The sequence below is a fragment of the Chitinophaga sedimenti genome, from assembly GCF_023156195.1.
Classification (GTDB): Bacteria; Bacteroidota; Bacteroidia; order Chitinophagales; family Chitinophagaceae; genus Chitinophaga; species Chitinophaga sedimenti.
On the sequence record NZ_JAKUKA010000001.1, the window covers coordinates 2500137 to 2521617 of the forward strand.

Here is a 21481-nt window from a genome sequence, read left to right on the forward strand (position 1 = left end):
ATTAGTATTGCGAAGGCGTATTCATATTCTCTTCACTTCCTGATTGCGCCGCAAAGGTACACCACCTTTTATCTTCCAATACCAGTAGAACTACATGATTTTCAGAAATACGTATTTGTACGTAGTGTCCTGCGTCTATCCTTTGCCTAATGCAATTTTTATCTTTATTTTACACTGCTAAAAACTTTTAGCATATCTTTTGATACAAAAGCCCGAATTTAAACTCATATGGACGCGAATATTCAAAGCACAGTAGACAAATGGCTTACCGGCCAGTACGACGCTGAAACAGTAGCTGCAGTGCAACTGCTGCAACAGCAGAACCCCGAAGAACTTACCGACGCCTTTTACCGCAACCTCGAATTTGGCACGGGCGGTTTACGCGGCGTAATGGGTGTTGGGACCAACAGGATGAACCGTTACACCGTAGGCATGGCCACCCAGGGCTTCGCCAACTATCTTAAACAGGCTTTTACCAATGGTATTAAAATGGCGATTGCGCACGACAGCCGCAATAACAGCCGTTATTTTGCCGAGGTGGCCGCGAATGTGCTGGCGGCCAACGGCATCCACGTATACCTATTCGAAAGCCTGCGTCCTACCCCGGAACTGAGTTTCGCCATCCGCCACCTGCAATGCCAGGGCGGTATCGTGCTCACCGCTTCACACAATCCAAAAGAATACAACGGTTATAAAGCATATTGGAACGACGGTGGTCAGCTGATTCCGCCGCACGATAAAAACGTGATCCGCGAGGTGGAAAAAATCTCCGGTATCGAAGAAGTAAAATGGACCGGCGGAGAGGCCAACATCACCATCATTGGTAAAGATGTGGACAATGCCTACCTCGATATGCTGAAAAGCCTGTCTATCAACCCGGACATTATTAAAAACAACACGACCTTAAAATCGTGTATACACCAATACATGGCACCGGCATTACCCTGGCGCCTGAAATCCTGAGCCGTTACGGCTTTACGAATATACACGTGGTAGAGGAGCAGTCTAAACCAGACGGCAACTTCCCCACCGTTGTATATCCTAACCCCGAAGAGTCCGAAGCGATGAGCATCGGCCTGAAAAAGGCGAAGGAGATTGATGCGGATATCCTGTTAGGGACCGACCCCGATTCCGACCGGGTAGGTATTGCCGTTAAAAACCATCATGGTGAATGGGTGCTGATGAATGGCAACCAGACTGCCGTGCTGTTATTCAACTACATCGTGGAAGGCCGCAAACAACGTGGTTTGGCACAGCGCAACGACTACGTTTGTAAAACCGTGGTAACCTCCGACCTGATCGATGTATTCGCAGCGGCCAATAATGTGAACTGTTACAACGTGCTCACCGGCTTTAAATGGATCGCAGCACTGATCCAGGAGAAAGAAGGGAAAGAAAACTTTATCTGCGGCGGCGAAGAATCGTACGGTTACATGATCGGCGACAACGTGCGCGATAAAGATGCTATTGCCTCTGTTGCCATGCTTTGCGAAATGGCGGCATATGCGAAAGAGAAAGGCCGCTCACTTTTCGAGCAACTGATCGACATCTACGTTACTTATGGTTTCTATAAAGAGTCACTGATCTCGCTCACTAAAAAAGGGATGAGAGGTGCAGAAGAAATTGCCGAAATGATGCAGGGCTACCGCGATAATCCGCCGGCTACGATCAATGGTTCCAAAGTGGTATCCATTTACGACTATCAGATCCAGCAGAAACGCACCCTCGCTAACGGCGCAACGGAAGCGATCAACCTGCCGAAATCGAACGTACTGCAATTCATCCCGGAAGATGGCAGCAAAATTTCTGCCCGCCCTTCCGGCACTGAACCGAAGATCAAGTTTTACTTCTCCGTAAACACGAAACTGGCTAACGCAGCTGATTTCGACAAAGTTAACGCGGAACTGGACGAACGCGTAAAAGCGATCATCAGCGATATGAAACTGAAATAGTTTTTATCAAACATGAAAAAAGCGGCTGTAAACCAGGTTTACAGCCGCTTTTTCTTTTATAAAGATGATTAAACGAGATAGGCGGAGAGAATATCGTCGCCGGCCACGTCTACCATGATCATATCTTCAAAAGTGGTGGAGAGGGAATAACCCACAAAGTCTACCGAAAGCGGGAACGACTTGTGTTTACGGTCGACCAGCACCGCGGTCTGAATTTTCTTCGGCAGGAATTCCAGGAAGGGCTTGAGGGCGTACAACATGGTACGGCCTGAATTAGCCACATCATCGATGATGATGATGGTTTTATTCGTAAAGTCCATGGAATCGGACAGTTCCACGCCTTCGGGCTTTTGCTTGTCGAGTCGGATTTCCATTACCTTAATATCGAATGGAGCGATGCGGCGGAGATGATCGGCGATTTTGTGGGTGAGGATGATACCCCGGTCCCAGATGCCCGCCAGGATCAGCTGTTCGGCTTCGCTGTTATGTTCGTATATCTCGTAAGCGATGCGTTCGATCTTTTTTCGATGACATCCTGCGTTAAAATGGTCTTCTTTTTTCCATGTCTGAATTTTGCGCGATGTAAAAATACGTAAATTGTATTGCCCTCCACGTTGTTGAATGGATTTAAAATGTAAATTGGGGTAGTCAAATCAAGGAAATGCTGATGGTGCAACAAATCTTATTTATTATCGCTTTGGCAGCGGCGGTGTATTTTTTTGCAAAGAAGGCAGGCCTTATCAGGAAAAACATTTTGCTGGGCCGCGATATTGCCCTTACCGACCGGAAAGATGAACGTTGGCGCAACATGTTGCTGCTGGCCTTTGGACAGAAAAAAATGTTCCGCAACCCGCTCGTAGCCGTGTTACACTTTTTGTGTATGCCGGTTTTATCATTATTAACGTTGAAATCCCGGAGATCGTACTTGACGGCATTTTCGGCACGCACCGGCTGTTTGCGCCGATGTTGGGCGGAGTGTACACCTTCCTGATCAGCGCATTCGAGATACTGGCCGTGCTGGTGATCGTGGGCTGCGCGGTATTTCTGGCACGCAGGAACTTCATTAAACTGAAACGCTTTATCAGCCACGACCTCGACGGATGGCCGCGTTCTGACGCGAATTACATCCTCGTTACCGAGATTGTGCTGATGCTGCTGTTTTTAACGATGAACAGCGCCGACCTGGCTTTACAGGCGCAGGCGGCGGATCACTACCAGGCGACAGGACGTTTTGCGGTGAGCGGGCTATTCAGTCCTGCTTTTGAGGGTATGAACGCGGGCACGCTGGTAGCGATCGAGCGCGGATGCTGGTGGCTGCACATTCTTGGCGTGCTGGCCTTCCTGAACTATTTACCGTATTCCAAACATCTTCATATTATGCTGGCCTTCCCGAATGCACGGTATATGCCGCTGGAGCCGAAAGGTAAAATGACGAATATGCCGGAGATCCAACGGGAAGTATTATACGCCATGCAACCGGAATTAGCCGCTGATGCACCGGCAGATGCAGCGGTGCCGAAATTCGGCGCCAAAGACGTGCAAGACCTCACCTGGAAGAATCTTTTGGATGCTTACGCCTGTACAGAATGCGGCCGCTGTTCGGCAGCCTGTCCCGCCACGCAAACCGGTAAAAACTTTCTCCCCGTCTTATTATGATGAAAACCCGCGACCGTTCTGAAGAACTGGGCCACTTCATCAGGAATAATAAAGAGGGAAATAAAGAGGATGGAAAAAGCCTGTTGCGGGATTACATTACAGAAGAAGAACTGCGGGCCTGTACCAGTTGTAATGCCTGCGTACAGGAGTGCCCGGTGAGCATTAATCCGCTCGATATCATCTTGCAGATGCGCCGTCACCTCGTGATGGAAGAATCGAGCGCACCGCAGGAATGGAACATGATGTTCAGCAACATAGAAAACAATATGGCGCCCCGGAAGTTCAGTCCGGATGACAGAGATGCCTGGGTACAATCATAAGCACGAAAAACAAGAGATATGCAGGTAAGAACAATGGCAGACTATATGGCAAGCGGCGAAACACCGGAGGTGCTGTTTTGGGTGGGTTGTGCAGGGAGCTTTGACCAGCGCGCGCAGAAGATCACCCGGGCCTTTGCGTCCATATTGGAGAAAACCGGTGTAAAGTTCGCCATCCTGGGCAAAGAAGAAGGCTGTACCGGCGATCCGGCGCGGCGTGCGGGGAACGAGTTCCTGTTCCAGATGATGGCTTATAATAACATTCAACTATTGAATGGGTATGGTGTGAAGAAAATAGTGACCACCTGTCCGCATTGCTTCAACACCTTTAAAAACGAATACCCCGAACTGGGCGGTACTTACGAGGTAATGCACCACACCACCCTGCTACAGCAGTTGATCGACGAAGGTAAAGTGCGTATGAAAGACGGGGGTGCTTTTAAAGGAAAGAAAATCACTTATCATGACTCCTGCTACCTGGGCAGGGCAAACAATATTTACGAGGCGCCACGAAAAGTGCTGGAAGTGCTGGACGCCGAGCTGGTGGAAATGAAACGCTGCCGGAGTAACGGACTATGTTGCGGCGCTGGCGGTGCGCAGATGTTTAAAGAGGAAGAGAAAGGCACTACCCGTGTGAACTTTGAGCGGGGGCGAGAGGCGGTGGAGACCGGTGCTTCGGTGATCGCTTCGAATTGCCCGTTTTGTATGACGATGCTGATGGATGGGGTGAAAGAGAAAGGTAAGGAGGATGAAGTCAAGGTGCTGGACATTGCGGAGTTGGTGGCGGCGAGTATGGAGTAGACGCATATATTAAAATCCTATACATTTATGAAAAAACAACTATTGGTTGTATTAACCCTTTGTGCGCTTACAGAAGCCAGGGCGCAACAAAATCTCCAACAAGTGACCACCGCGGGAAATTCAACGGACCGGGACATCGTAACTTCCGGAATTTATTACGTGTCCTCGGTAAGCGGCTTCGGCTCCCTGAATGATAACGGTTCGGCCGTGATGCTGCGGGCCATCAATTCGAATAACACTGTATTACGCCCGCTGGTCCTGGATGCATCCAAAACGCTTATTGGAAATAAACTCATGATCAATCTTGGTAATGTTACCAATGATGACGGAGTAACCAAATTACAGGTAAACGGCGGCAGCAGCATGGGATGGCTGAATGTAGGCAGCGGTATTGCCAATGGTGTATGGAGTCAGCTGCACCTCTCACACGGTACAGGATCTGATGCCAATATCACAGTAGAAAACAGCTATTCAGCTACTCCCTCTTCCGCTTCTATCGGCTTATTCCAACATGACGGGACCAATTATCGAGGCAGAGGGTACGCGTGGGCACTACAGCCCTCTGGAGACCTGGCATTGCTCAGAAGAAGAAATAATGCGGACACCTACACTGATTTTACAATACAGAACAGTACCGGCAACATCGGTATTGGTACCGGCAATCCAACGGAGCGGCTGGCGGTAAAGGGTACGGTGCAAGCACTTAAAGTGAAAGTGATTAACCTCGCGAACTGGCCCGACTACGTTTTTGACAGTACATATACCCTGATGCCACTGCCAGAGCTGGAATCGTATATCAGCCAACATAAACATCTGCCCTCAATACCTTCCGCTCTGGAAGTCCGCGCGCAGGGACTGGACCTCGCCGGCAATCAGGCGGCCCTGCTGGAAAAACTGGAAGAACTTTCCCTATATGTCATTCAACTTAACAAAGGAATGGTGCAACAGCAGGAACAACTACGCACTCAGCAACAAATCATTGAGCAACAGCAACAATTACTCACGGAATTGCAACGACGCGTGAAGGCAAAATAGCATTACGGAGGGCTTTCTATAATGAAAAGCCCCTCCTTTTTATTCACACAAATCCCTAAATTTGCAGGATGAACGTGAAGGAATTATTACCACAGGACTTCTCCCCTTCTTCGAGAGTTTGGATATACCAGAGCAACCGCCCTTTTGGCGAGCGCGAAACGCTGGAAATTGACGAGCAGCTGCACCAGTTTGCGTCGCAATGGTTATCGCATGGCGACCCGGTAAAGGGCTGGGGTAAACTGCTGTTCAACCAAGTTATCGTGTTAATGGCCGATGAGAGCAATGCCGGTGTGAGTGGTTGCAGTACCGACAGTTCGGTACGCATTATAAAAAGCATAGAAAGACAGTACCAGGTAACACTGTTCGACAGGCTGCTGCTGGGATTCTATGTAAAAGATAAAGTGCAATTGTTGCCTATGGCGCAATTAAATTACGCGATCGATAAGGGGTATATTGATGAAAATACCTTGTATCTGAACAATACCGTACTCACCAAGCAGGAACTGGAAACAAAGTGGCTGGTGCCGATTAAGGACAGCTGGCTTGCGTCGAAGATTGTGGTGAATAAATAATAATAACACCAGCGGAAATAGCTCATCTGGTAGAGCATCAGTTTCCCAAACTGAAGGCAGCGGGTTCGAGTCCCGTTTTCCGCTCAATATTACTTCCAAACATCTACTCAGCTTCGGTTACAATGATTTGCGGTATATTGCCTTATAATATATTATAGTCATGAAATATAGAAGCTATTCCATTTCTGCGCTCACCGCCGAGGAACTTTCAGAAAAAATCAACGCCTTTTTTGATGCCAACCCAGAAATAACACTTGTGTCTACAGCACAGTCACAGAATAGCGAGTGTATCGTGTACACTATTCTATTTAAAGAGGCGCCAGCGAAACGCGAGATCAGCGGATTTAAGACCGGTTTTTAATAGATTGATCCTGAGCTACTTACTTAAACTAGGAAAATTCGTTCTCTAACATATTTTTAACACTTCCGCAAGACGCTTAAAACCAATAACTTATTCAGGCTCAGCTGTATAAATAGAGATTTTGCTGAATTATTAGCACAATTCTTTCAGTGAGTTAGCTGAAGTATTATTTTTTAACCAGTCTTAAATGAAGTAACCATGAGAACGTACCTTAAAGCTTTCGCAATCGTAGCCGCCGCTGGCGGATTTATTTTCGCCCAAGGCAATGTAGCATCTGCTTATGCAGCAAATAGCAAATCTGTAGAAACCAACATTTCTTATGATTTGTCTGCTTACCAGATACTACTCCTAAAGACACGACGAAGAAGAAAAAAGAAAAAGAAGATACTTCTTCTGTGAAGATCGTAGCGATCCGCTAAGAATAGCTATTCTTTTTCAAAAGTGCAAACCGGGCAACTGGTTTGCACTTTTTTTGATATAGAATCCAAAATAACTTTAATATCTTGCAGCTATTGCTATTGCAAACGTACTTAACTGCATGAAAGACAACCATCCCAACAAGCTCAGGCGGCGCCTGCTGCTGATCCCGGCGTTGCTGCTGGCGGTGCTTATTTTGAAGCTACCCCTGGTAAGCGACTGGTTTAAAGGCCGGCCCATGAATTACTACGAGGAATTTAAAGCCACTAAACTGTCGGAACTGACCGAAAACGGCATGCGTGAAATACGGTACGGCAAACAATACGTGCTGGCTAACATGTTAGTACAGGCGCTCGCGAAAGACACCAACGTAACAGTACTGCTGGAACCCAACAGCTACTATCGGGAAAATGGTATCGACATGATCGTACCGGAACCGATTGTGTTTTATTACTACACCAGCGGTAAAATGAAAGCAGTGTGGACAGACAGCAAAGCACTGTACGATGCAAAATATTTTATTCGTATCAGCCGCAACCTGGACCTGTCGATCGTTCCCCTAACCTCCCGCGCAGCTATTGACACCGTACTTGCGGAGTATAAAAATTACAAAGCCACCTTATGATCCAACTTCTAACCGCGATTCTTTTAGTTGCTGTTCATTTTCTTACGGGCTACGGTGTGCTCAGTCTTTTTAAAGTGAAACTGAAACCCGTGATGCACGGCTCCCTGTCCATATTGCTGGGTGTGGCAGTAGCATCTATTCTCCCATTCTTATTGCAACTGGCGTATATACCGCTCACTACCCTCACCGTTTTCGGTTCGCTGATTGCAGCGATGTTACTACTGAACATCAAAGTACTGCTCAGCAAAGAAAAACCGGCATTGAGCAAAAGTGACTTTAGCCTGCAGTTATATGAACTGCCGTTTGTCGGATTAATCGCTTTCCTGGTATTTCTCAGCATCTGGCGCAGTTATGTATTGCCTCCCACTCCCCGTGACCTCCTGTCTGGTCCGGAAGCGATTGCGGAGTTTGCGGTACGTGAGCATACTTTTATCAACTCGATCTTTAACCTCAGCCTCGAATCCACGAATAACCAATTTAAACCGCCTTTTATCACCTGTTTGCAGTTGATTTACAAAATGGCCGGCTTTCCGTTTGGTCAGTGGTGGCTGGGCGTGATTGTTGCATCGTTTATAGTGTTCCTGTATAATTTGCTGAAACAAACCATACACCCTATTCTCGCAGGTGCGCTGGTATTCTTCTTTATGGCAGCGCCGGAGATGTATGGCTATACTTTTATGGCCTTGTTCGACTATGCCAACATGGTGTACTTTTTCCTCTCCTGCTATTTTCTTTTTGAATACTTCAGGGGACAGGATAAACAGCATTTTTACGTTGCTACGCTGCTGATGGCATTTGCCGTATACATTCGTTCAGAGACACTGGTGCTCGCGGCCATGCTCGTACCAGCAATCCTCTTCGTGGCCTGGAAACAAAAAGCCGGTATCAAACAGATGGCAATCTTCGCCGGTGTATTTATGGTGGCGGCATTCCTGTTTTACTGGATACCGCAAAGCCTCTACATTAAGCATTACCTGCCGGCACAATACGACATGGGCGCGTTGATACGGTCGGACCTGTTTAATCTCGCTCCTTTATGGAAACGCTTTGGCGATATGACTTCCCAACTGATGTTTGGCGAATGGGCCAAACAACTGTGGGGCTACATCATCTACATTTTCATGATCTGCCTGGTGGCGGAACTTGTTATCTTCAGGGCTAAACTGAACGTGACGGCCCGCAATTGGTTATACGCGGTGCTCGTGGTATATGTTGGCCTCCCTGTACTCGGTTTCGTACTGCCACTGATGGACCTCGACCACACGACCAAACGCGGCCTGATGAAAATACTGCCGCTGATGCTGTTGTACCTTGCCAATAACCAGCTGCTGCTGAAACTAACGGCCTGGCTCAACCAGTTTGAGTACACCGCAGCGCCGGCCGCTACTGCGCCACTTAAGCCTGCACCGAAAAAGGCTGCAACGCAGAAGAAAAAGTAATCACGACAAACGGTTATAAAAACGTCCCGGTATCACGCCGGGACGTTTTGCTTTTATAATTTCGTGAGTGCTTCCAGTTCTTTTGCCGGGCTTCAACTTTATCCTGCAACTGGGAAAGATGCAAAGTAAGCTCCTCAACTTTCTGTAACAGCAGCCGATTCATTTCGCCTACATCCATGCCATCGCGGGCAATTTCGGCGGCAGAAGGAACGCCCGGCAAATGTTTATGTTGTTGCGCGTACGCAACCGTTTCTTTTAACACGGGCAATTTGTAATCCTGTTCGAATACAAAGTCCGGCCAATTGGCATTACTGATGACTTTGAGTTTCTGGGCGTGTACATCGCCTTTAACAGCGAGTTTAGCGGCAGGATTGGATTCGCCGATGCCGACGTTTCCGTTGGCGGCGATGCGCATTGTTTCCTGGCCGGCGTTCTTAACGAACACGAGCGGACTACTGGAATAAGGCCCCATGTATACGCCGTTCCCATCCAAATAAGTCTCGAAAGAGGTAGTATGCGGACCATTCAGGAAAAACTGTGGCAATGAAGCAGAGCTGGTGGTGACACCTTCGCCCCAGATGCGCCCATAAGTCTTGAACTTATAATCAGTAATGGGCGCCCCACCGATAGCTACCGAACCTGTTGAACTAATGCTCATCCGGTCCTGGTCATTCGTCGCGAAACGGAGCGGCCCGGCGTAAGGATTAATAAAACGCGTACCGAGCGACATATTCTTGTGCGTTTCGATATAGAAGTAATCCAATCCTACAAAATTTCCGTCTACCGCATCGATCGAAAAAATGCCACGGCCTCCATACAGATCATCAAATCCGAGACTTGCAGCTTTAAAACCCGAAGTCGTATTTTGCGTAAGCTTTATTCCACCATTCGTCACAATTGCGGAAACATTATCGTCTGTGGCGCCGTTTACAATCAGGCGATTGGTTGTTGTCTGCGCATAAGTAAGAGAACAACAAAACAGGCTAACAAGGGTTAAAACATTTCTTTTCATAGATAAAGATTTAAAGCAATGAATTTACCCAATCTATTCGAATATCAACTGTAACAGGAAGAAGAAAATGTTATTAAATGCGTGGATAAAAGCAACCATCCAGAACTTATCGACTCGTATACCTTTCCAGGTGATATATGCATATATCAACACCACTCCTTTGATAGTGGTAATGATGATGTAAGCCACATTGTAAGCATGCCCTAATCCAAACACGAAAGCAGCACACACCACCAGCCAATTGTTCTGCCACTTACGCCTGGCAAAAGCATCGTATGGTATTTTCTGGAACAGGCATGTTTCGATTAAAGGAGCAGCAATGCAGGTGGCAAAAAAACAGGAAAACTTACTCCCGAACGTGCCACCGCTTTGATCTATTTCAACATGAAACAGCGCTTCAATTGCCCATATCACTAATCCGTACGCATACGTGATTATCACACAAACCATCCCCCACAAAATCAAAAATAAAACAGCCTTGTGGCGATACCGATGCATAGCGAAACGTTATAGCAACCGGGGAAGCACAACTTCCCCGGCCAGCTGTGGTTATTTTACAAAAATTTCAGGATGGTCTGCAAACATGCGTTTTGTGGCCTCCGCGCTTTCATAGATATCCCGATAGTGTTCTATGGTGAGATTGACCATCTGGGTCAGCACCCAGGTCTGGAACACAGTCCACCACCACCACAGTTCATCATCTCCCCACGCTCATTTCCTGAACGCCCATTCCGTTTAATGGTAAGTTTTTCATTTGTTAAGGTTTTAAGTTAGTACAATGGATACTTCATCTTAAGCAATAAAAGCTTCGCTTCCCGGGATGCAAAGCCCCTGAAGAAATTCTCGTTTAAGCAGAATTGTTTAGAAATTTATTTGAAGACAGGTCAACAAAATTGTACTGCAATGATAGAATAAATCTCAACGCAGAAAAATATTTTCACAACGTTTATTCGTGTACGTTACACACCGAAACATGGCTTATTTACGCGTATTAAGTATCTCATCAACAAAAAAATTTGAAAGTTCTGCCCGCCGGTTTTGGCTACATTTTACCCTGTTTTGGATAATTTCGTCAGATCATTCCCTGCTACCTTTGTCCTACAAATACAAAGATTATGAGCATTAAACATGTAAAACTCGGCAAACCAGGGCCTTACAGTACCCAACATCGGGCTCGGCTGTATGGGTATGAGCACCATCGCCGGTGCAGATATTTACGGTAAGGCGGACGAAACGGAATCTATCAACACCATTCACCGCTCGCTGGAACTCGGCGGCAACTTCCCGGATACCGCCGACCTTTACGGGCCCCTGCTGAATGAACGGCTTATCGCCAAAGCCATTAAAGGCAACCGCGATCAATACATTATCGCCACCAAATTCGGGTTTGAAATCGACGATAACGGGCAATTGACCTGGAAAATCAATGGCCGGAAAGATTATGTAAAGAAAGCGCTCGAACGCTCCCTGAAAAACCTGGGTACCGACTACATCGACCTGTATTACCTTCACCGCCGGACGCCAACACGCCTATCGAAGAAACAGTTGGCGCCATGAGCGAGCTCGTAAAATCCGGTAAAGTACGCTACATCGGCCTCTCAGAGGTATCGGCCAATACGCTGCGCAAAGCACACGCGGTACATCCGATCAGCGCGCTGCAAACAGAATACTCCCTGTTCGAAAGAAGCGTGGAAACAGACGGCATCCTGCCGGTTCTCGAAGAGCTGGGCATTGGCCTGGTGGCTTATTCCCCGCTAGGCAGAGGTTTTATTACCGGAGAAATTAAAAGCCCGGATGACTTTGCGGCCGACGATTTCCGCAGGTCTATTCCCCGCTTCCAAGGCGAACAGTTTAATAAAACCACGGAGCTGGTGGACCTGATTCAGAAAATGGCAGCAGAAAAAGGCATTACACCATCGCAACTGGCCATCGCCTGGGTGGTGAATAAAGGCCACCTGCCTATCCCCGGCACCAAACGTGTAAAGTATGTGGAGCAAAACATCGCCGCAGCGTCCATAACACTCACTGCTGCAGAAATAGCTGCCCTGGAAGCCGTAGTACCGGCGGGTGTTACCGGCGACCGTTACGATGCCACGGGCATGTCCATGGTGAACGCTTAATTCCGTAACTTTATCAAAAGCAGTTCTGTGAAAAAGATAAATAAGGAGCCCGTCGCGATACGGACGATCAGCGATCTGCACCGCCTGAGCCAGCTGCCGCCGCCGGAACATCCGCTAATCAGCGTACTGCACTTCAAAGATCTCAGGTACGCGCCCGAAGATTTTAAAAACGGGTATGTTCCGAACTTCTATATCATCGCCGTTAAGAAAGACTTTAAGGGAAAAATCCGCTACGGGCAAAGTTATTACGACTTCGACGAAGGGGTAATGTCTTTTATGTCGCCTGGACAGGTGTATTACGAAGAACGGCCGGACGATCGTCCCTGCGACGGTGTGATGCTGATGGTGCACCCAGATCTTTTCCACAACTCTCCGCTGGCGGCCAATATAAAGAAATACAGGTTCTTTTCCTACGCAGTGAACGAGGCGCTTTGTCTTTCTAAAAAGAGGAAGGCGTGATCGAAAACATCCTCGCGAACATTGAGCAGGAATACCGTGCAAATATCGACGGGTTCAGCCAGAACGTGATGATATCACAAATAGAACTGCTATTGCATTATTCCGATCGTTATTACCACCGTCAATTCCTTACGCGCAAAACGGCCGGCTCTGACCTGTTATCGCAACTGGAGCAGGAACTGGACGAACATTTTTCGAACAATCCGGGGCTGCCAACCGTAAAGGACATCGCGGATAAACTGCATGTTTCGGCTGATTACCTGAGCGACATGTTGCGCGCGCATACCGGCCAGAACACGCAGCAGCACATTCACAATAAATTGATTGAAAAAGCGAAAGAGATATTGGGCGGAAGTAATTTATCGGTCGCTGAAATTGCTTACCAACTTGGCTTTGAGCATCCTCAATCATTCAATAAATTGTTTAAACGCAAAACGAACATCACACCGAAGGAGTTCAGGCAATCATTAAATTAAACAGGAAGGGCAGTCACATACGGGCTGCCCTTCTTACTTAAAAAAATATCCGGGCCAACCGCAAGGGCCGCCCGGATAACCGAGTAGGTGTATAATTATCTTATGTACGGGACTCGATGATCGTGATTTTAACGGTAATCGGTTTGCCAGACGGACTAACCGTGCTACCATCCGCGCCCTGTACCTCGATTACCAGGGCGCCGCGCTGATAAGTATATGTGTACGAATAACCATCGTATACATCCGGGATAGCCTCATAAATCTCTCCGTCACCGGTGATAGCCACTACAATAGCGTTCACCTGGTTCGTATAATCGTCTATTTCCGGCATATCGATATCGTAATAATACGTCTGGGTAGCATTATCGTACTTCCAGCCATTCGCGGGAATAGTCACAACAATCGTACGGTTCGGAACTACCACTTCCTCCTTGGTACAGGAAGATAAGAACATGCCCAGCGCAAGCAACGGTAAAAGGAGAAATCGTTTCATAGAGGTTGTTTAGCCTTTATATTCAAACAGAATGCCAAACTTTTTACCTGAACTGCAAACCGCTACCAGCCAGCCGTTGCGTCGCACACTTGAACGACAGATCTCCTACCCGACCGTCAGCAGGCTTTCCACATACTCAATAAAAGCCACCTCTTTTTCGGAATCGTCCTGCAATCCGGCTACGATCCGTTTGCCCTGCAAGGTAGCCAGCGCCGCCCGACGCGTATCGGCACTGATCGAATGCCGGTGGCGTTGCACCAGCTCCAGCGCGTTATGCCGGCTTTCGTAATTACCGTAACAAATAATGGTAACAAATTCTCGGAAGTATTCCTCGCAATCGAGCTTCCAGAGGGCGAACAGGAGACTGCCCCGGTTCGTTTCATTGTCGGGATGCAGCACCAGGCCCATAATGAGCGGTACCGCTTCCTGCACGCCCATTTCGGACAAACTGAGGGCCGCAGCATCGCGCAGGCGCCCGGTTTGCGTGAGCAACACTTCTTTCAGAAACGGAATCGCTTCGGTGACACGCGCATCGCCTAAACCAATAATGGACTTGCGTTGCAACTCCGGGTGACCGTTTAATAACTTGGAAAAATCTGTCATGGCTGGAGCAAAGGTATGCAATGCCGTTGAAGGGTGTGACACAACCGGGGTTGAAGATAGCACTGCAGTTGGTCTCCAAAAGAAAATACCACACCTTTACGGGAAAGGTGTGGTAAACCTGCCTGCCTATCGATTGTCACCTCACCTTTTTACCAAGCCTGAAATCCACCATGCCATTGAATTTGGGCGACGCAATAGATGCTTTTACCGCGCTTCGCAAGGTATTACCTGTAGTGGCCACCCTCGCCGAAGCCGCAGTTCGCGAGAAAGCGCCGTTTTTTAAATAGGAGAATATCTGGGACAGATGATCGTCATGATCTGCATACCCCCAAGGCACATTAATATAGTCGGACGCTGCCTGGTCAGGCGCAATTCCCGAATAATACGCCCCCACATGATTCGCGTTTTCGGTAGCGAAGTTGATCGCGTACAGGTCTGCCAGGTAATTTTCTTTACCCGTACTGTCGTAATTCGAAATCGTGAACGTGATAAAACCCACGGGCTTTCCATAGGTAGTGTCTCCAACGGTTTTGACGTTCATATAGGGTTTCAGGTTATTGAGCGTTAACTCACTTGCCGATGCCGTGCTTTTACTGGTAATGAAAAACACGTTATTCAGTCCCAAACCACCCGTAGTAGACGGAAACAACACAGAGGAAGCAAGTCCTGTATTATTGAGGTTGGCGGTGAGTTTGTCGTTGTATTTATAATAGTACATTACCTTTTTTTGCGCGGTGGCCGGGGCTATTACACTGTCGAGGTATTCGGCCGTGGTAACGGAGCCGCCGCCATTATAGCGCAAATCCACGATCAGGTTGTTAATACCCTGCGATTGGAATTTCGTGAATAGCGCGTCCAATACCGTTTTGGTAGTGGTGGCTACGCCGGAAGAATTGTAGGTACTCGGGAAGGTATAAAATACGAAGTAGCCCACCTTCTGGCTGTTCACCGTAAACACCGTATCGAACAATACCGGGTTGATGTTGTAGGAAGCGGCATTCAGCGTAACGGTCTGCGAAGTGCCGTTCGCCTTGGTCACCTTCAGCGTAACGGATGTGGAACTATAGATGGCGTTGATCACCTTCGCGGTGTTCGTACCATTGGCGCCATCGTAGGCGATATTTGTATCGCCATTAATGGCGGTAATTTCGTCGCCCCGCGTAAGACCGCCCTGGGTATAGGCCGGCGCATTTTTATCGGCGTATAATACGTACAGATAGGTTTTAGTGCCATCGGAAGCATAGCTTACCTCCATCCCATAGTCCCCGGTCGCGCTGATCTTTTGTCCAAATTCGGAGATCCCGTCCTGCAAGGCGCTGGAGAGCGCGCCGGTACGATCGAGAAACGAATAGCGGTCCAACGAATTACCCGAAGCATCTTTCGGGTAGGACGCCATCCTGGCGAGAAGCACGTCTGCATTCGCGTAACTGCTGCTCAGTGGGTCGATGGACGGCACCTGGCTATACCAGTAATAAGTGGGCAGCGAAGTAGACTTATCGCGACCGCCTTTCACGTAGGTGGTTTGCATGGTGTGGTACATGAGATATTTCAGGGAGTCCTCGCTGGAGAGGGCGGTTCCGCTGCTTGCGCTGGTATTGGCTTTTTCACTGCCGGAACTTTTATCTTTCTTACACGCGGTGAAAAGGAAGCCGCTGGCTATTATGATCACTGCTGCTGTGGATAGCTTTGACATCTGCGTAAATTTTGATTTTCTGTATATGCTAACGAGCTGCCGGCTAAGTTCGTTGCTTTAGAAAATACAAAGGGTGATTATGCCGATGAGTGGGGGTATTGTGTCGACGAAGAAAAAATCCCCGGTCTGGGTGACCGGGGACTTCCTATTTAACTTTTAGTTTCAGTTCGTCTATTTCCTTTTTAAGTTGGATGATATACAACATCTGTTCTTCGATCTTCTGCAGCAACCTTGCATTCATATCGCCCACATCTATGCCTTGTTCCTGCACTTCCGCTTCGGAAGGAATACCCGGCAGGTGTTGATGCGCCTTGATATAAGCTTCAACTTCTGCAATGCAAGGCAGTTCGTAGTTTTTAGCGAATACGAAGTCGGCCCAGGGTTGGTTGCTGACTTTTATTTTAGTCGCGATCAGGGAGCCGGCTACGGCGAGTTTGTGCGTGGCATGCGGTTCTGCGCCTATGCCCACATTACCGGTTCCCCCGATAATTACCACATCTGTATTATCACCTTTACGAAACACTACGGGACGATCACCGTAGCCGCGGATGTACGTGGTACTGGGAGCACTGGCGCCATGAGAGAAAATGAAACGCGCGGCGCCGGCGGCGTCATTAATATCAACGTTAGGAATAGCGCTAAGGTAGTTGCCAGGTGTAAAATTACCGGAATGCCATATATCGCGCCATGCCGTCCGGGCGTTTACATCATTATCGACCCTGTTGCGGAAGCGTAGCTGCCCCCAGTACATGGCTTCCATCTGAAAAGCGCCGGTGGATCCGCCCGGGTTAAAAGTTAACAGGGACGAAATGTGTTCATTTTGATAGAGAATGGAATAGAACCCATTTTCGGTCGCATCATTGATTGAAGTACTGTACAAGGTACCGCGTTGCTGCATGACAGATCCGGCATTGTACGTCTGTGCGTACGCGGCCATGCCGGTGGTCAGCAATAAAAAGGATAGGGAAAGCTTTTTCATGGTTATTTGTTTTTCTTAAGCATCTCAACTTCTGCCTGTAGTGTTTCAATCTTTTTATGTTGATCGATCAGGTAAAGGGTGAGTTCTTCGATTTTTTGGAGAAGTTTTTTATTCATGTCGCCGAGATCAATCCCCTCCTTTTCCACTTCGCGTGCATTCGGTACATCCGGCAGGTGTTTATTTGCATTGACGAATGCTTCCAGTTCACGAATGGAGGGCAAGTAATAATCAGACGCAAATACATAGTCAGGCCAGCCGGTCATCGTTACTTTAATAGATTGCGCCTTTACTTTTCCGTTCACGGCCAGTTTGTATTCTCCGGGCGTTGTAGTCCCAATCCCGATATTGTTCTGTGGCGATGCAAACCATGCGTAACCAGGAGCCTCCGCGTTATAAATTCCGAATCCGCCGGAGTTTGCTACCAAACTATAATAGCTGCCACCAGATTCTTTATACATAAGAATCTCAGCAGAGTTAACGTTATTCGATTTTATCGTCAGTGTCTGTTGTATGGCTGCGGCACCAGCCACCTCTAATGGCAATGTTGGCGTGGTAGTTCCAATACCCACACGGCCAGCGTTATCGATCGTCATGCGGATCGGCGACTGAGCACCGACACGGCCGGTTTCAAAAAAGCCGGGAACCAGCATTGGCAGCGCTGATATGCAGATCATTATAGCTCTCAATGATATTACTATTACGCTGGTTAATTACCGGGTAAGTATCGTTAATGTTCCCGACAATAAATTGCGAATTCGAAATACTTGAATGATTCAACTCCAACAGCTGCCACTTCGCCGGATTTGCTTCCCATAGCGATAATTTATTAATTGGATCTGTTTTACCGATACCGAGGTTTCCATTTGCGGCGAGCACCATCCAGGGCGTTGCATCACCTCTCCAACCAAAGGAAAGTGGAAGTTTGACATTGCTGGCATTCAAAGGTGCTTCGATCAACATTCCTACCGCACTCGCACCATTATCCGCATAAATGGCACCCAGTTGTAACCCAGATCCACTCAATCCGCTACCATAATAGTCAGCGGTGAATTTTGGGCAAAAATTCCCGACTTCAAAGCGACCAATGCACCGAACGTAAATAATATCTTTTTCATGCTTATTATTGATTTATTTTTTTCTCCAACGCGGCAATTCTTTCCTGCTGGCTTTTAATAGTAACCTGTTGCGCCTGCAACTGTTTATTTTCCTCGATGAGGTACAGGGTTAACTCCTCTACTTTTTGTAACAATTTTTTATTCATCTCGCCAACATCTACTCCATTCTCCTCTATTTCCGCAGCAGTGGGAATTCCCGGCAGGTGTTTATCTTGTTTAATAAAAGCCTCCAACTGAGGAATAGCGGGTAATTGATAACCCGGTTCAAATACGTAATCGGGCCACCCGGTAACAGTTACTTTAACCTTCTTCGCGCCAATCGTTCCGTTCACTGCAAGTTTATAGTCACTAGTAGCACTAGTACCAATGCCTACATTACCATTCTCTTCAACACGAAATAAATCCGTCCAACTCGTTCCTCCATCAAACCGGCGGATCCGGAAGTTGTTCCGCTGTCCGTCCCGGATACCACCCGCCCTTAAATCGACGGAATGTCCCCAGAAAGCACGCCAGTAGTAATAACTACCGTCGTTCGACATCAGGCCGTTATAACCGATTATACTTGTAAGCGGGTTATCAATGTTTGGATCAGGCGCACCGGAAGCAGTGCGCGCATTCAATGGTCCATTTTCCGATAGTAATCCCCCTTCCCCGACCAGGTGCAAACGCACACCAGGATTCTCGGTTCCCATACCGACACGGCTATTGCCACCGATAAACAATCCCGGCATGCCACCGCCACGCCAGCTCAAACGTAAGGGGAGTTTAGCGCCGGCACCGTCCTGCGGGCCCTCAATGGTAAGGCCGGAAGATGTGCTATTTTCCGCTGTGATAGCACCCAGCTGCAGCGGGTAGCCCGTTAAACCGGGGCCCCAGAAGTAAATAGGATTATTGGATTGCGCATTTACAGCACCCGACGACGCGAGCGCCACGCCGAAGATTAACAGCGTCTTTTTCATGGTATAAGTGTCTATATGTTTTTACCTAAAAATTATATCCCAGCCGGAACTTAATAGGGTCTGTCCGCGGCACGTGGGTGTTGGCAAGAAAATCGTATAGCAATACCGCCGTACCTTTCATCTTGCTGCTGATCTTATATTTTTTACTGATGCCGATCAGCCCACTTCCCGTCCAGGTATCGGCGTTTTTAAGGTCGTTGAAATTACCGAATGGCACGTTGTAGTTCTGTTCATATCCACCATTCATAAAGAAGGTTCCCTTCAGTTTCCAATCGACGAACGACCGGAAACCTACGCCCTGGTGGGATATGGCAATATTGTCCCAACCGGTGCCCATGCCCACTTTGTAGGCCACGCCCATACCGGCGCTGCCGTTCTTGTGGAACTTGTATGCCACCTGGCCGGCGATATCGCTCGTAGTGGGAAAGTATTTGCTTGAACGTTGAAACTGCACATTACCACCAAACTCCAACCGTTGCAGAAAACTTTTCGTCTTCATTTCATTTGGCTTAAAGTCAGGCATTTCTGCGGCGTTATCTGCATCGGGGAAATTCTTTTTCAGCTCGTTGAACTGTGAGCGCGCCGCCTCCATCTGTTGACTCACAGCTGCGTTGGCGTTAGGTCCGCCGCCACCCATACGTTGCTGGATCAGCTGCTCCACCTGCGTACGGGTTTGCAATCCGGCCAGACTTTGCTCCAGGTCGGCGCTGCTCATGCCGCTGCCACCGCCCATGCGATTGAAGTTAAAGAGGCTTGCGAGCTGCGAATTCTTTTCCATAAAATTGTTGAAGGCCTTTGTTTTCTGCAGCAGGGCCAATGCTTTTGCCTCGGCTTTTTTGCGGTCTTTGAATACCTCTTTGTACTCGCGGATCTGCTGTGCATAGTAATATGCCTCCTTGTTTAACTTCTGCAGGTCTTTGGAAAAGGCCGTGTACTGCGACAACTGGCTTTTAAGCAGCTGGCGTCTTTCACGAATGTAGGCCTTCACCTGCTCAGCGTATTGCAGTTTCGATTGCAGCTCCTTTACACTTTGCAGGGAGCTGTTTAACTTGTCCTTCATCTCTTTCGATTTCCCCAAGAACTCTTTTGAATCTTTCAGGAAGGAAAGGGAATTGGTAAGCGTGTCGAGATAACCGTTGTACTGCCCGTTGAGCGCCTTTTCATACTTGGCGGTTTTGCCGCGGAGATTAGCTTTAAGTGCGCCGAGGGAGTCGATGGAACGGGTAAATATATTTTTTGCGGCGACAGAATCGATTTTTGCCAGCTTGCGTTGCATCTTTTCCTCCTGCTTCTGAAAACGGCTCAGGGCCTTGTCTGTACGGGACGTCAGTTTCTTTTCGAACTTTTTCGATTTTCCTTTTACTTCCGACAAATATTTTCCGGGAACTTGTTGCAGTGCAGCCAGGGTACTATCCTGGGCGACGCAACGGGTGGCCATACCACCTATTAGTAATAGGCTAACAAATACACTTCGTATCATATAGGGACATTATACGGGTTACAATAACATGATATCCAACAAAGATAATAGGATATTTCATTGAACGCACACGCATGAAAAAGTTTTTATTCACAATAAAAAAGACTGCTCTGCCATTGAGGAATAAGCTGTTAATACGCTAAAAGGCCCGACAGAAAAAGGCGTCAAACATACACGTTAACTGCTATATAACTTTACGCCCCGCGCATCGTAGCAGCAACAGGTATACCTACACAAACCACCGGGATCAACATACCCACGACCGCCCCTTGAACAGTAACAGGACTTTGTATTACCTGCGACGCCGGCAAAATTAAAAAGTTCATCACAAGCCATATTAAGATGCCAAACAATACGCCCGCTACCACCCATTGCCGGCGCAACACCGGTATCAGCTGAATAAGCAGATAAAATATCCCCGCCCAGGCTACCGCAATCAGGAAATGGAATAGTAATCCCTGCATCGCCATGTTCCATCCGCCGGCGAAAGCCTTGCTACCGTAAACGCCGCTGGCGACGGACTGCAAAATAGCGCGCAGCGGCGCTCTGGATAGTAGCACACCGTATACGAGCAGGGCAGCAAGGATATCCGGGAGCCCCGCAATCAACCCGGCTTTTAAGATAAGGGAGATGGCGCGCATAAAGTGAATTTTCTAAAAGATACGCACCAGGATGCATATTTTAAAGATAGCAGCATTGCCAGTACTGCTGGGCTCTACCGATGTTTGAACGATAAACGCCATGTTGATAGAAAGGATGGCTACAAACAATTGATAACCAATAACAACGTGAGATAAACAGGAATTTCCTCCTGGTAAACTGATATAAAAAAGCGTTAAATCCTGCAATTCAATCAAATCCACGGCTGCCAATCTGTCATTTCTCAATTTATTGCGTATTTTTGCTGTCTTAAATTT

The 21481-nt window shown here is 47.8% G+C and carries 24 protein-coding genes, 1 tRNA gene and 1 pseudogene; 13 read left to right on the forward strand and 13 right to left on the reverse strand.

Annotated features, from left to right (window positions below; all coding sequences use genetic code 11):
- Positions 1-228 precede the first annotated feature (228 nt).
- Together MKQ70_RS14260 and MKQ70_RS14265 are read left to right on the forward strand one after the other, a co-directional pair.
- The gene (locus tag MKQ70_RS14260) at positions 229-963 is read left to right on the forward strand and encodes a phosphohexomutase domain-containing protein (protein WP_248072153.1); all 735 of its coding nucleotides are present in this window, start codon (positions 229-231) and stop codon (positions 961-963) included.
- On the forward strand, positions 912-1952 hold the full coding sequence (locus MKQ70_RS14265; RefSeq protein ID WP_248072154.1) for a phosphohexomutase domain-containing protein: 1041 nt from the start codon (positions 912-914) through the stop codon (positions 1950-1952). Before MKQ70_RS14260 ends, MKQ70_RS14265 begins: the two co-directional genes overlap by 52 nt.
- Positions 1953-2020: 68 nt before the next feature.
- Here MKQ70_RS14265 and MKQ70_RS14270 read toward each other — a convergent pair whose 3' ends face one another.
- Entirely contained in the window at positions 2021-2575 is a 555-nt protein-coding gene (locus tag MKQ70_RS14270) for a phosphoribosyltransferase family protein (RefSeq protein WP_308199467.1), read from the reverse strand.
- A 253-nt stretch (positions 2576-2828) separates the two neighbouring features.
- On the opposite strand from MKQ70_RS14270, the gene MKQ70_RS14275 reads away from it, so the two are divergent.
- From MKQ70_RS14275 to MKQ70_RS14310, 8 genes are all read left to right on the forward strand, one after another.
- Positions 2829-3608, forward strand: a complete 780-nt coding sequence (locus MKQ70_RS14275) for a (Fe-S)-binding protein (protein WP_248072155.1) — start codon at positions 2829-2831, stop codon at positions 3606-3608.
- Positions 3605-3928, forward strand: a complete 324-nt coding sequence (locus MKQ70_RS14280) for a (Fe-S)-binding protein (RefSeq protein ID WP_248072156.1) — start codon at positions 3605-3607, stop codon at positions 3926-3928. Before MKQ70_RS14275 ends, MKQ70_RS14280 begins: the two co-directional genes overlap by 4 nt.
- 18 nt (positions 3929-3946) lie before the next feature.
- Positions 3947-4726, forward strand: a complete 780-nt coding sequence (locus MKQ70_RS14285) for a (Fe-S)-binding protein (RefSeq protein ID WP_248072157.1) — start codon at positions 3947-3949, stop codon at positions 4724-4726.
- Between the two features lie 27 nt (positions 4727-4753).
- Positions 4754-5761 (forward strand): hypothetical protein, encoded by a 1008-nt coding sequence (locus MKQ70_RS14290; protein ID WP_248072158.1) that lies wholly within the window; start codon positions 4754-4756, stop codon positions 5759-5761.
- A 68-nt stretch (positions 5762-5829) separates the two neighbouring features.
- On the forward strand, positions 5830-6333 hold the full coding sequence (locus MKQ70_RS14295) for a hypothetical protein (RefSeq protein ID WP_248072159.1): 504 nt from the start codon (positions 5830-5832) through the stop codon (positions 6331-6333).
- Positions 6334-6344: 11 nt separating this feature from the next.
- Positions 6345-6417 (forward strand) — tRNA-Gly (locus MKQ70_RS14300).
- An 815-nt stretch (positions 6418-7232) separates the two neighbouring features.
- Positions 7233-7736 carry a hypothetical protein gene (locus MKQ70_RS14305; protein ID WP_248072160.1) on the forward strand — a complete coding sequence of 168 codons (504 nt, stop codon included), beginning with the start codon at positions 7233-7235 and terminating at the stop codon, positions 7734-7736.
- Positions 7733-9175 (forward strand): hypothetical protein, encoded by a 1443-nt coding sequence (locus tag MKQ70_RS14310; RefSeq protein ID WP_248072161.1) that lies wholly within the window; start codon positions 7733-7735, stop codon positions 9173-9175. The genes MKQ70_RS14305 and MKQ70_RS14310 overlap by 4 nt, the downstream gene beginning before the upstream one ends.
- 13 nt (positions 9176-9188) lie before the next feature.
- On the opposite strand, the gene MKQ70_RS14315 is transcribed toward MKQ70_RS14310, so the two are convergent.
- On the reverse strand, positions 9189-10187 hold the full coding sequence (locus MKQ70_RS14315; protein WP_248072162.1) for a hypothetical protein: 999 nt from the start codon (positions 10185-10187) through the stop codon (positions 9189-9191).
- Positions 10188-10220: 33 nt separating this feature from the next.
- Complete coding sequence (locus MKQ70_RS14320) at positions 10221-10601, reverse strand: CPBP family intramembrane glutamic endopeptidase (RefSeq protein ID WP_248072163.1); 381 nt, start codon at positions 10599-10601, stop codon at positions 10221-10223.
- 774 nt (positions 10602-11375) lie between these two features.
- Here MKQ70_RS14320 and MKQ70_RS14325 point away from each other — a divergent pair.
- The 3 genes and pseudogenes from MKQ70_RS14325 (at position 11376) to MKQ70_RS41240 (ending at position 13242) form a co-directional block, all read left to right on the forward strand.
- Positions 11376-12307: pseudogene (locus MKQ70_RS14325) on the forward strand (aldo/keto reductase).
- 27 nt (positions 12308-12334) lie between these two features.
- Positions 12335-12766: a hypothetical protein gene (locus MKQ70_RS41235; RefSeq protein WP_308199026.1), complete on the forward strand. Its 432-nt coding sequence runs from the start codon at positions 12335-12337 to the stop codon at positions 12764-12766.
- Positions 12763-13242, forward strand: coding sequence for a helix-turn-helix domain-containing protein (locus tag MKQ70_RS41240; RefSeq protein WP_308199027.1), 480 nt, complete (start codon positions 12763-12765; stop codon positions 13240-13242). The genes MKQ70_RS41235 and MKQ70_RS41240 overlap by 4 nt, the downstream gene beginning before the upstream one ends.
- Positions 13243-13342: 100 nt before the next feature.
- Here the strand turns inward: MKQ70_RS41240 and MKQ70_RS14335 are convergent, their stop codons facing one another.
- The 10 genes from MKQ70_RS14335 to MKQ70_RS14380 all read right to left on the reverse strand — a co-directional run bounded on the left by MKQ70_RS14335 (position 13343) and on the right by MKQ70_RS14380 (position 21451).
- Positions 13343-13735, reverse strand: coding sequence for a hypothetical protein (locus MKQ70_RS14335; RefSeq protein WP_248072164.1), 393 nt, complete (start codon positions 13733-13735; stop codon positions 13343-13345).
- Positions 13736-13840: 105 nt separating this feature from the next.
- Entirely contained in the window at positions 13841-14338 is a 498-nt protein-coding gene (locus MKQ70_RS14340; protein WP_248072165.1) for a HEAT repeat domain-containing protein, read from the reverse strand.
- Positions 14339-14474: 136 nt separating this feature from the next.
- Positions 14475-16031, reverse strand: a complete 1557-nt coding sequence (locus tag MKQ70_RS14345; RefSeq protein WP_248072166.1) for a S41 family peptidase — start codon at positions 16029-16031, stop codon at positions 14475-14477.
- Positions 16032-16176: 145 nt separating this feature from the next.
- Positions 16177-17010, reverse strand: a complete 834-nt coding sequence (locus MKQ70_RS14350) for a hypothetical protein (protein WP_248072167.1) — start codon at positions 17008-17010, stop codon at positions 16177-16179.
- A gap of 2 nt (positions 17011-17012) precedes the next feature.
- On the reverse strand, positions 17013-17660 hold the full coding sequence (locus tag MKQ70_RS14355; protein ID WP_248072168.1) for a tail fiber protein: 648 nt from the start codon (positions 17658-17660) through the stop codon (positions 17013-17015).
- The gene (locus tag MKQ70_RS14360) at positions 17638-18033 is read right to left on the reverse strand and encodes a hypothetical protein (RefSeq protein WP_248072169.1); all 396 of its coding nucleotides are present in this window, start codon (positions 18031-18033) and stop codon (positions 17638-17640) included. The genes MKQ70_RS14355 and MKQ70_RS14360 overlap by 23 nt, the downstream gene beginning before the upstream one ends.
- A 97-nt stretch (positions 18034-18130) precedes the next feature.
- Positions 18131-19084, reverse strand: coding sequence for a hypothetical protein (locus MKQ70_RS14365; protein WP_248072170.1), 954 nt, complete (start codon positions 19082-19084; stop codon positions 18131-18133).
- Positions 19085-19109: 25 nt separating this feature from the next.
- Positions 19110-20522 carry a coiled-coil domain-containing protein gene (locus MKQ70_RS14370; protein WP_248072171.1) on the reverse strand — a complete coding sequence of 471 codons (1413 nt, stop codon included), beginning with the start codon at positions 20520-20522 and terminating at the stop codon, positions 19110-19112.
- A 236-nt stretch (positions 20523-20758) separates the two neighbouring features.
- Entirely contained in the window at positions 20759-21205 is a 447-nt protein-coding gene (locus tag MKQ70_RS14375) for a hypothetical protein (protein WP_248072172.1), read from the reverse strand.
- A gap of 12 nt (positions 21206-21217) precedes the next feature.
- Positions 21218-21451 carry a hypothetical protein gene (locus MKQ70_RS14380; protein ID WP_248072173.1) on the reverse strand — a complete coding sequence of 78 codons (234 nt, stop codon included), beginning with the start codon at positions 21449-21451 and terminating at the stop codon, positions 21218-21220.
- Between the last annotated feature and the right edge of the window lie 30 nt (positions 21452-21481).

Bases quoted from the DNA above. Each gene is read 5' to 3' on its own strand.
- MKQ70_RS14285 (WP_248072157.1), top strand. From the start codon at position 3,947: ATGCAGGTAAGAACAATGGCAGACTATATGGCAAGCGGCGAAACACCG.
- MKQ70_RS14365 (WP_248072170.1), bottom strand. From the start codon at position 19,084: ATGAAAAAGACGCTGTTAATCTTCGGCGTGGCGCTCGCGTCGTCGGGT.
- MKQ70_RS14305 (WP_248072160.1), top strand. From the start codon at position 7,233: ATGAAAGACAACCATCCCAACAAGCTCAGGCGGCGCCTGCTGCTGATC.
- MKQ70_RS14280 (WP_248072156.1), top strand. From the start codon at position 3,605: ATGATGAAAACCCGCGACCGTTCTGAAGAACTGGGCCACTTCATCAGG.
- MKQ70_RS14335 (WP_248072164.1), bottom strand. From the start codon at position 13,735: ATGAAACGATTTCTCCTTTTACCGTTGCTTGCGCTGGGCATGTTCTTA.
- MKQ70_RS14260 (WP_248072153.1), top strand. From the start codon at position 229: ATGGACGCGAATATTCAAAGCACAGTAGACAAATGGCTTACCGGCCAG.
- MKQ70_RS14345 (WP_248072166.1), bottom strand. From the start codon at position 16,031: ATGTCAAAGCTATCCACAGCAGCAGTGATCATAATAGCCAGCGGCTTC.
- MKQ70_RS14370 (WP_248072171.1), bottom strand. From the start codon at position 20,522: ATGGCCACCCGTTGCGTCGCCCAGGATAGTACCCTGGCTGCACTGCAA.
- MKQ70_RS14295 (WP_248072159.1), top strand. From the start codon at position 5,830: ATGAACGTGAAGGAATTATTACCACAGGACTTCTCCCCTTCTTCGAGA.
- MKQ70_RS14375 (WP_248072172.1), bottom strand. From the start codon at position 21,205: ATGCGCGCCATCTCCCTTATCTTAAAAGCCGGGTTGATTGCGGGGCTC.
- MKQ70_RS14310 (WP_248072161.1), top strand. From the start codon at position 7,733: ATGATCCAACTTCTAACCGCGATTCTTTTAGTTGCTGTTCATTTTCTT.
- MKQ70_RS14315 (WP_248072162.1), bottom strand. From the start codon at position 10,187: ATGAAAAGAAATGTTTTAACCCTTGTTAGCCTGTTTTGTTGTTCTCTT.
- MKQ70_RS14355 (WP_248072168.1), bottom strand. From the start codon at position 17,660: ATGCTGGTTCCCGGCTTTTTTGAAACCGGCCGTGTCGGTGCTCAGTCG.
- MKQ70_RS14340 (WP_248072165.1), bottom strand. From the start codon at position 14,338: ATGACAGATTTTTCCAAGTTATTAAACGGTCACCCGGAGTTGCAACGC.
- MKQ70_RS14350 (WP_248072167.1), bottom strand. From the start codon at position 17,010: ATGAAAAAGCTTTCCCTATCCTTTTTATTGCTGACCACCGGCATGGCC.
- MKQ70_RS14290 (WP_248072158.1), top strand. From the start codon at position 4,754: ATGAAAAAACAACTATTGGTTGTATTAACCCTTTGTGCGCTTACAGAA.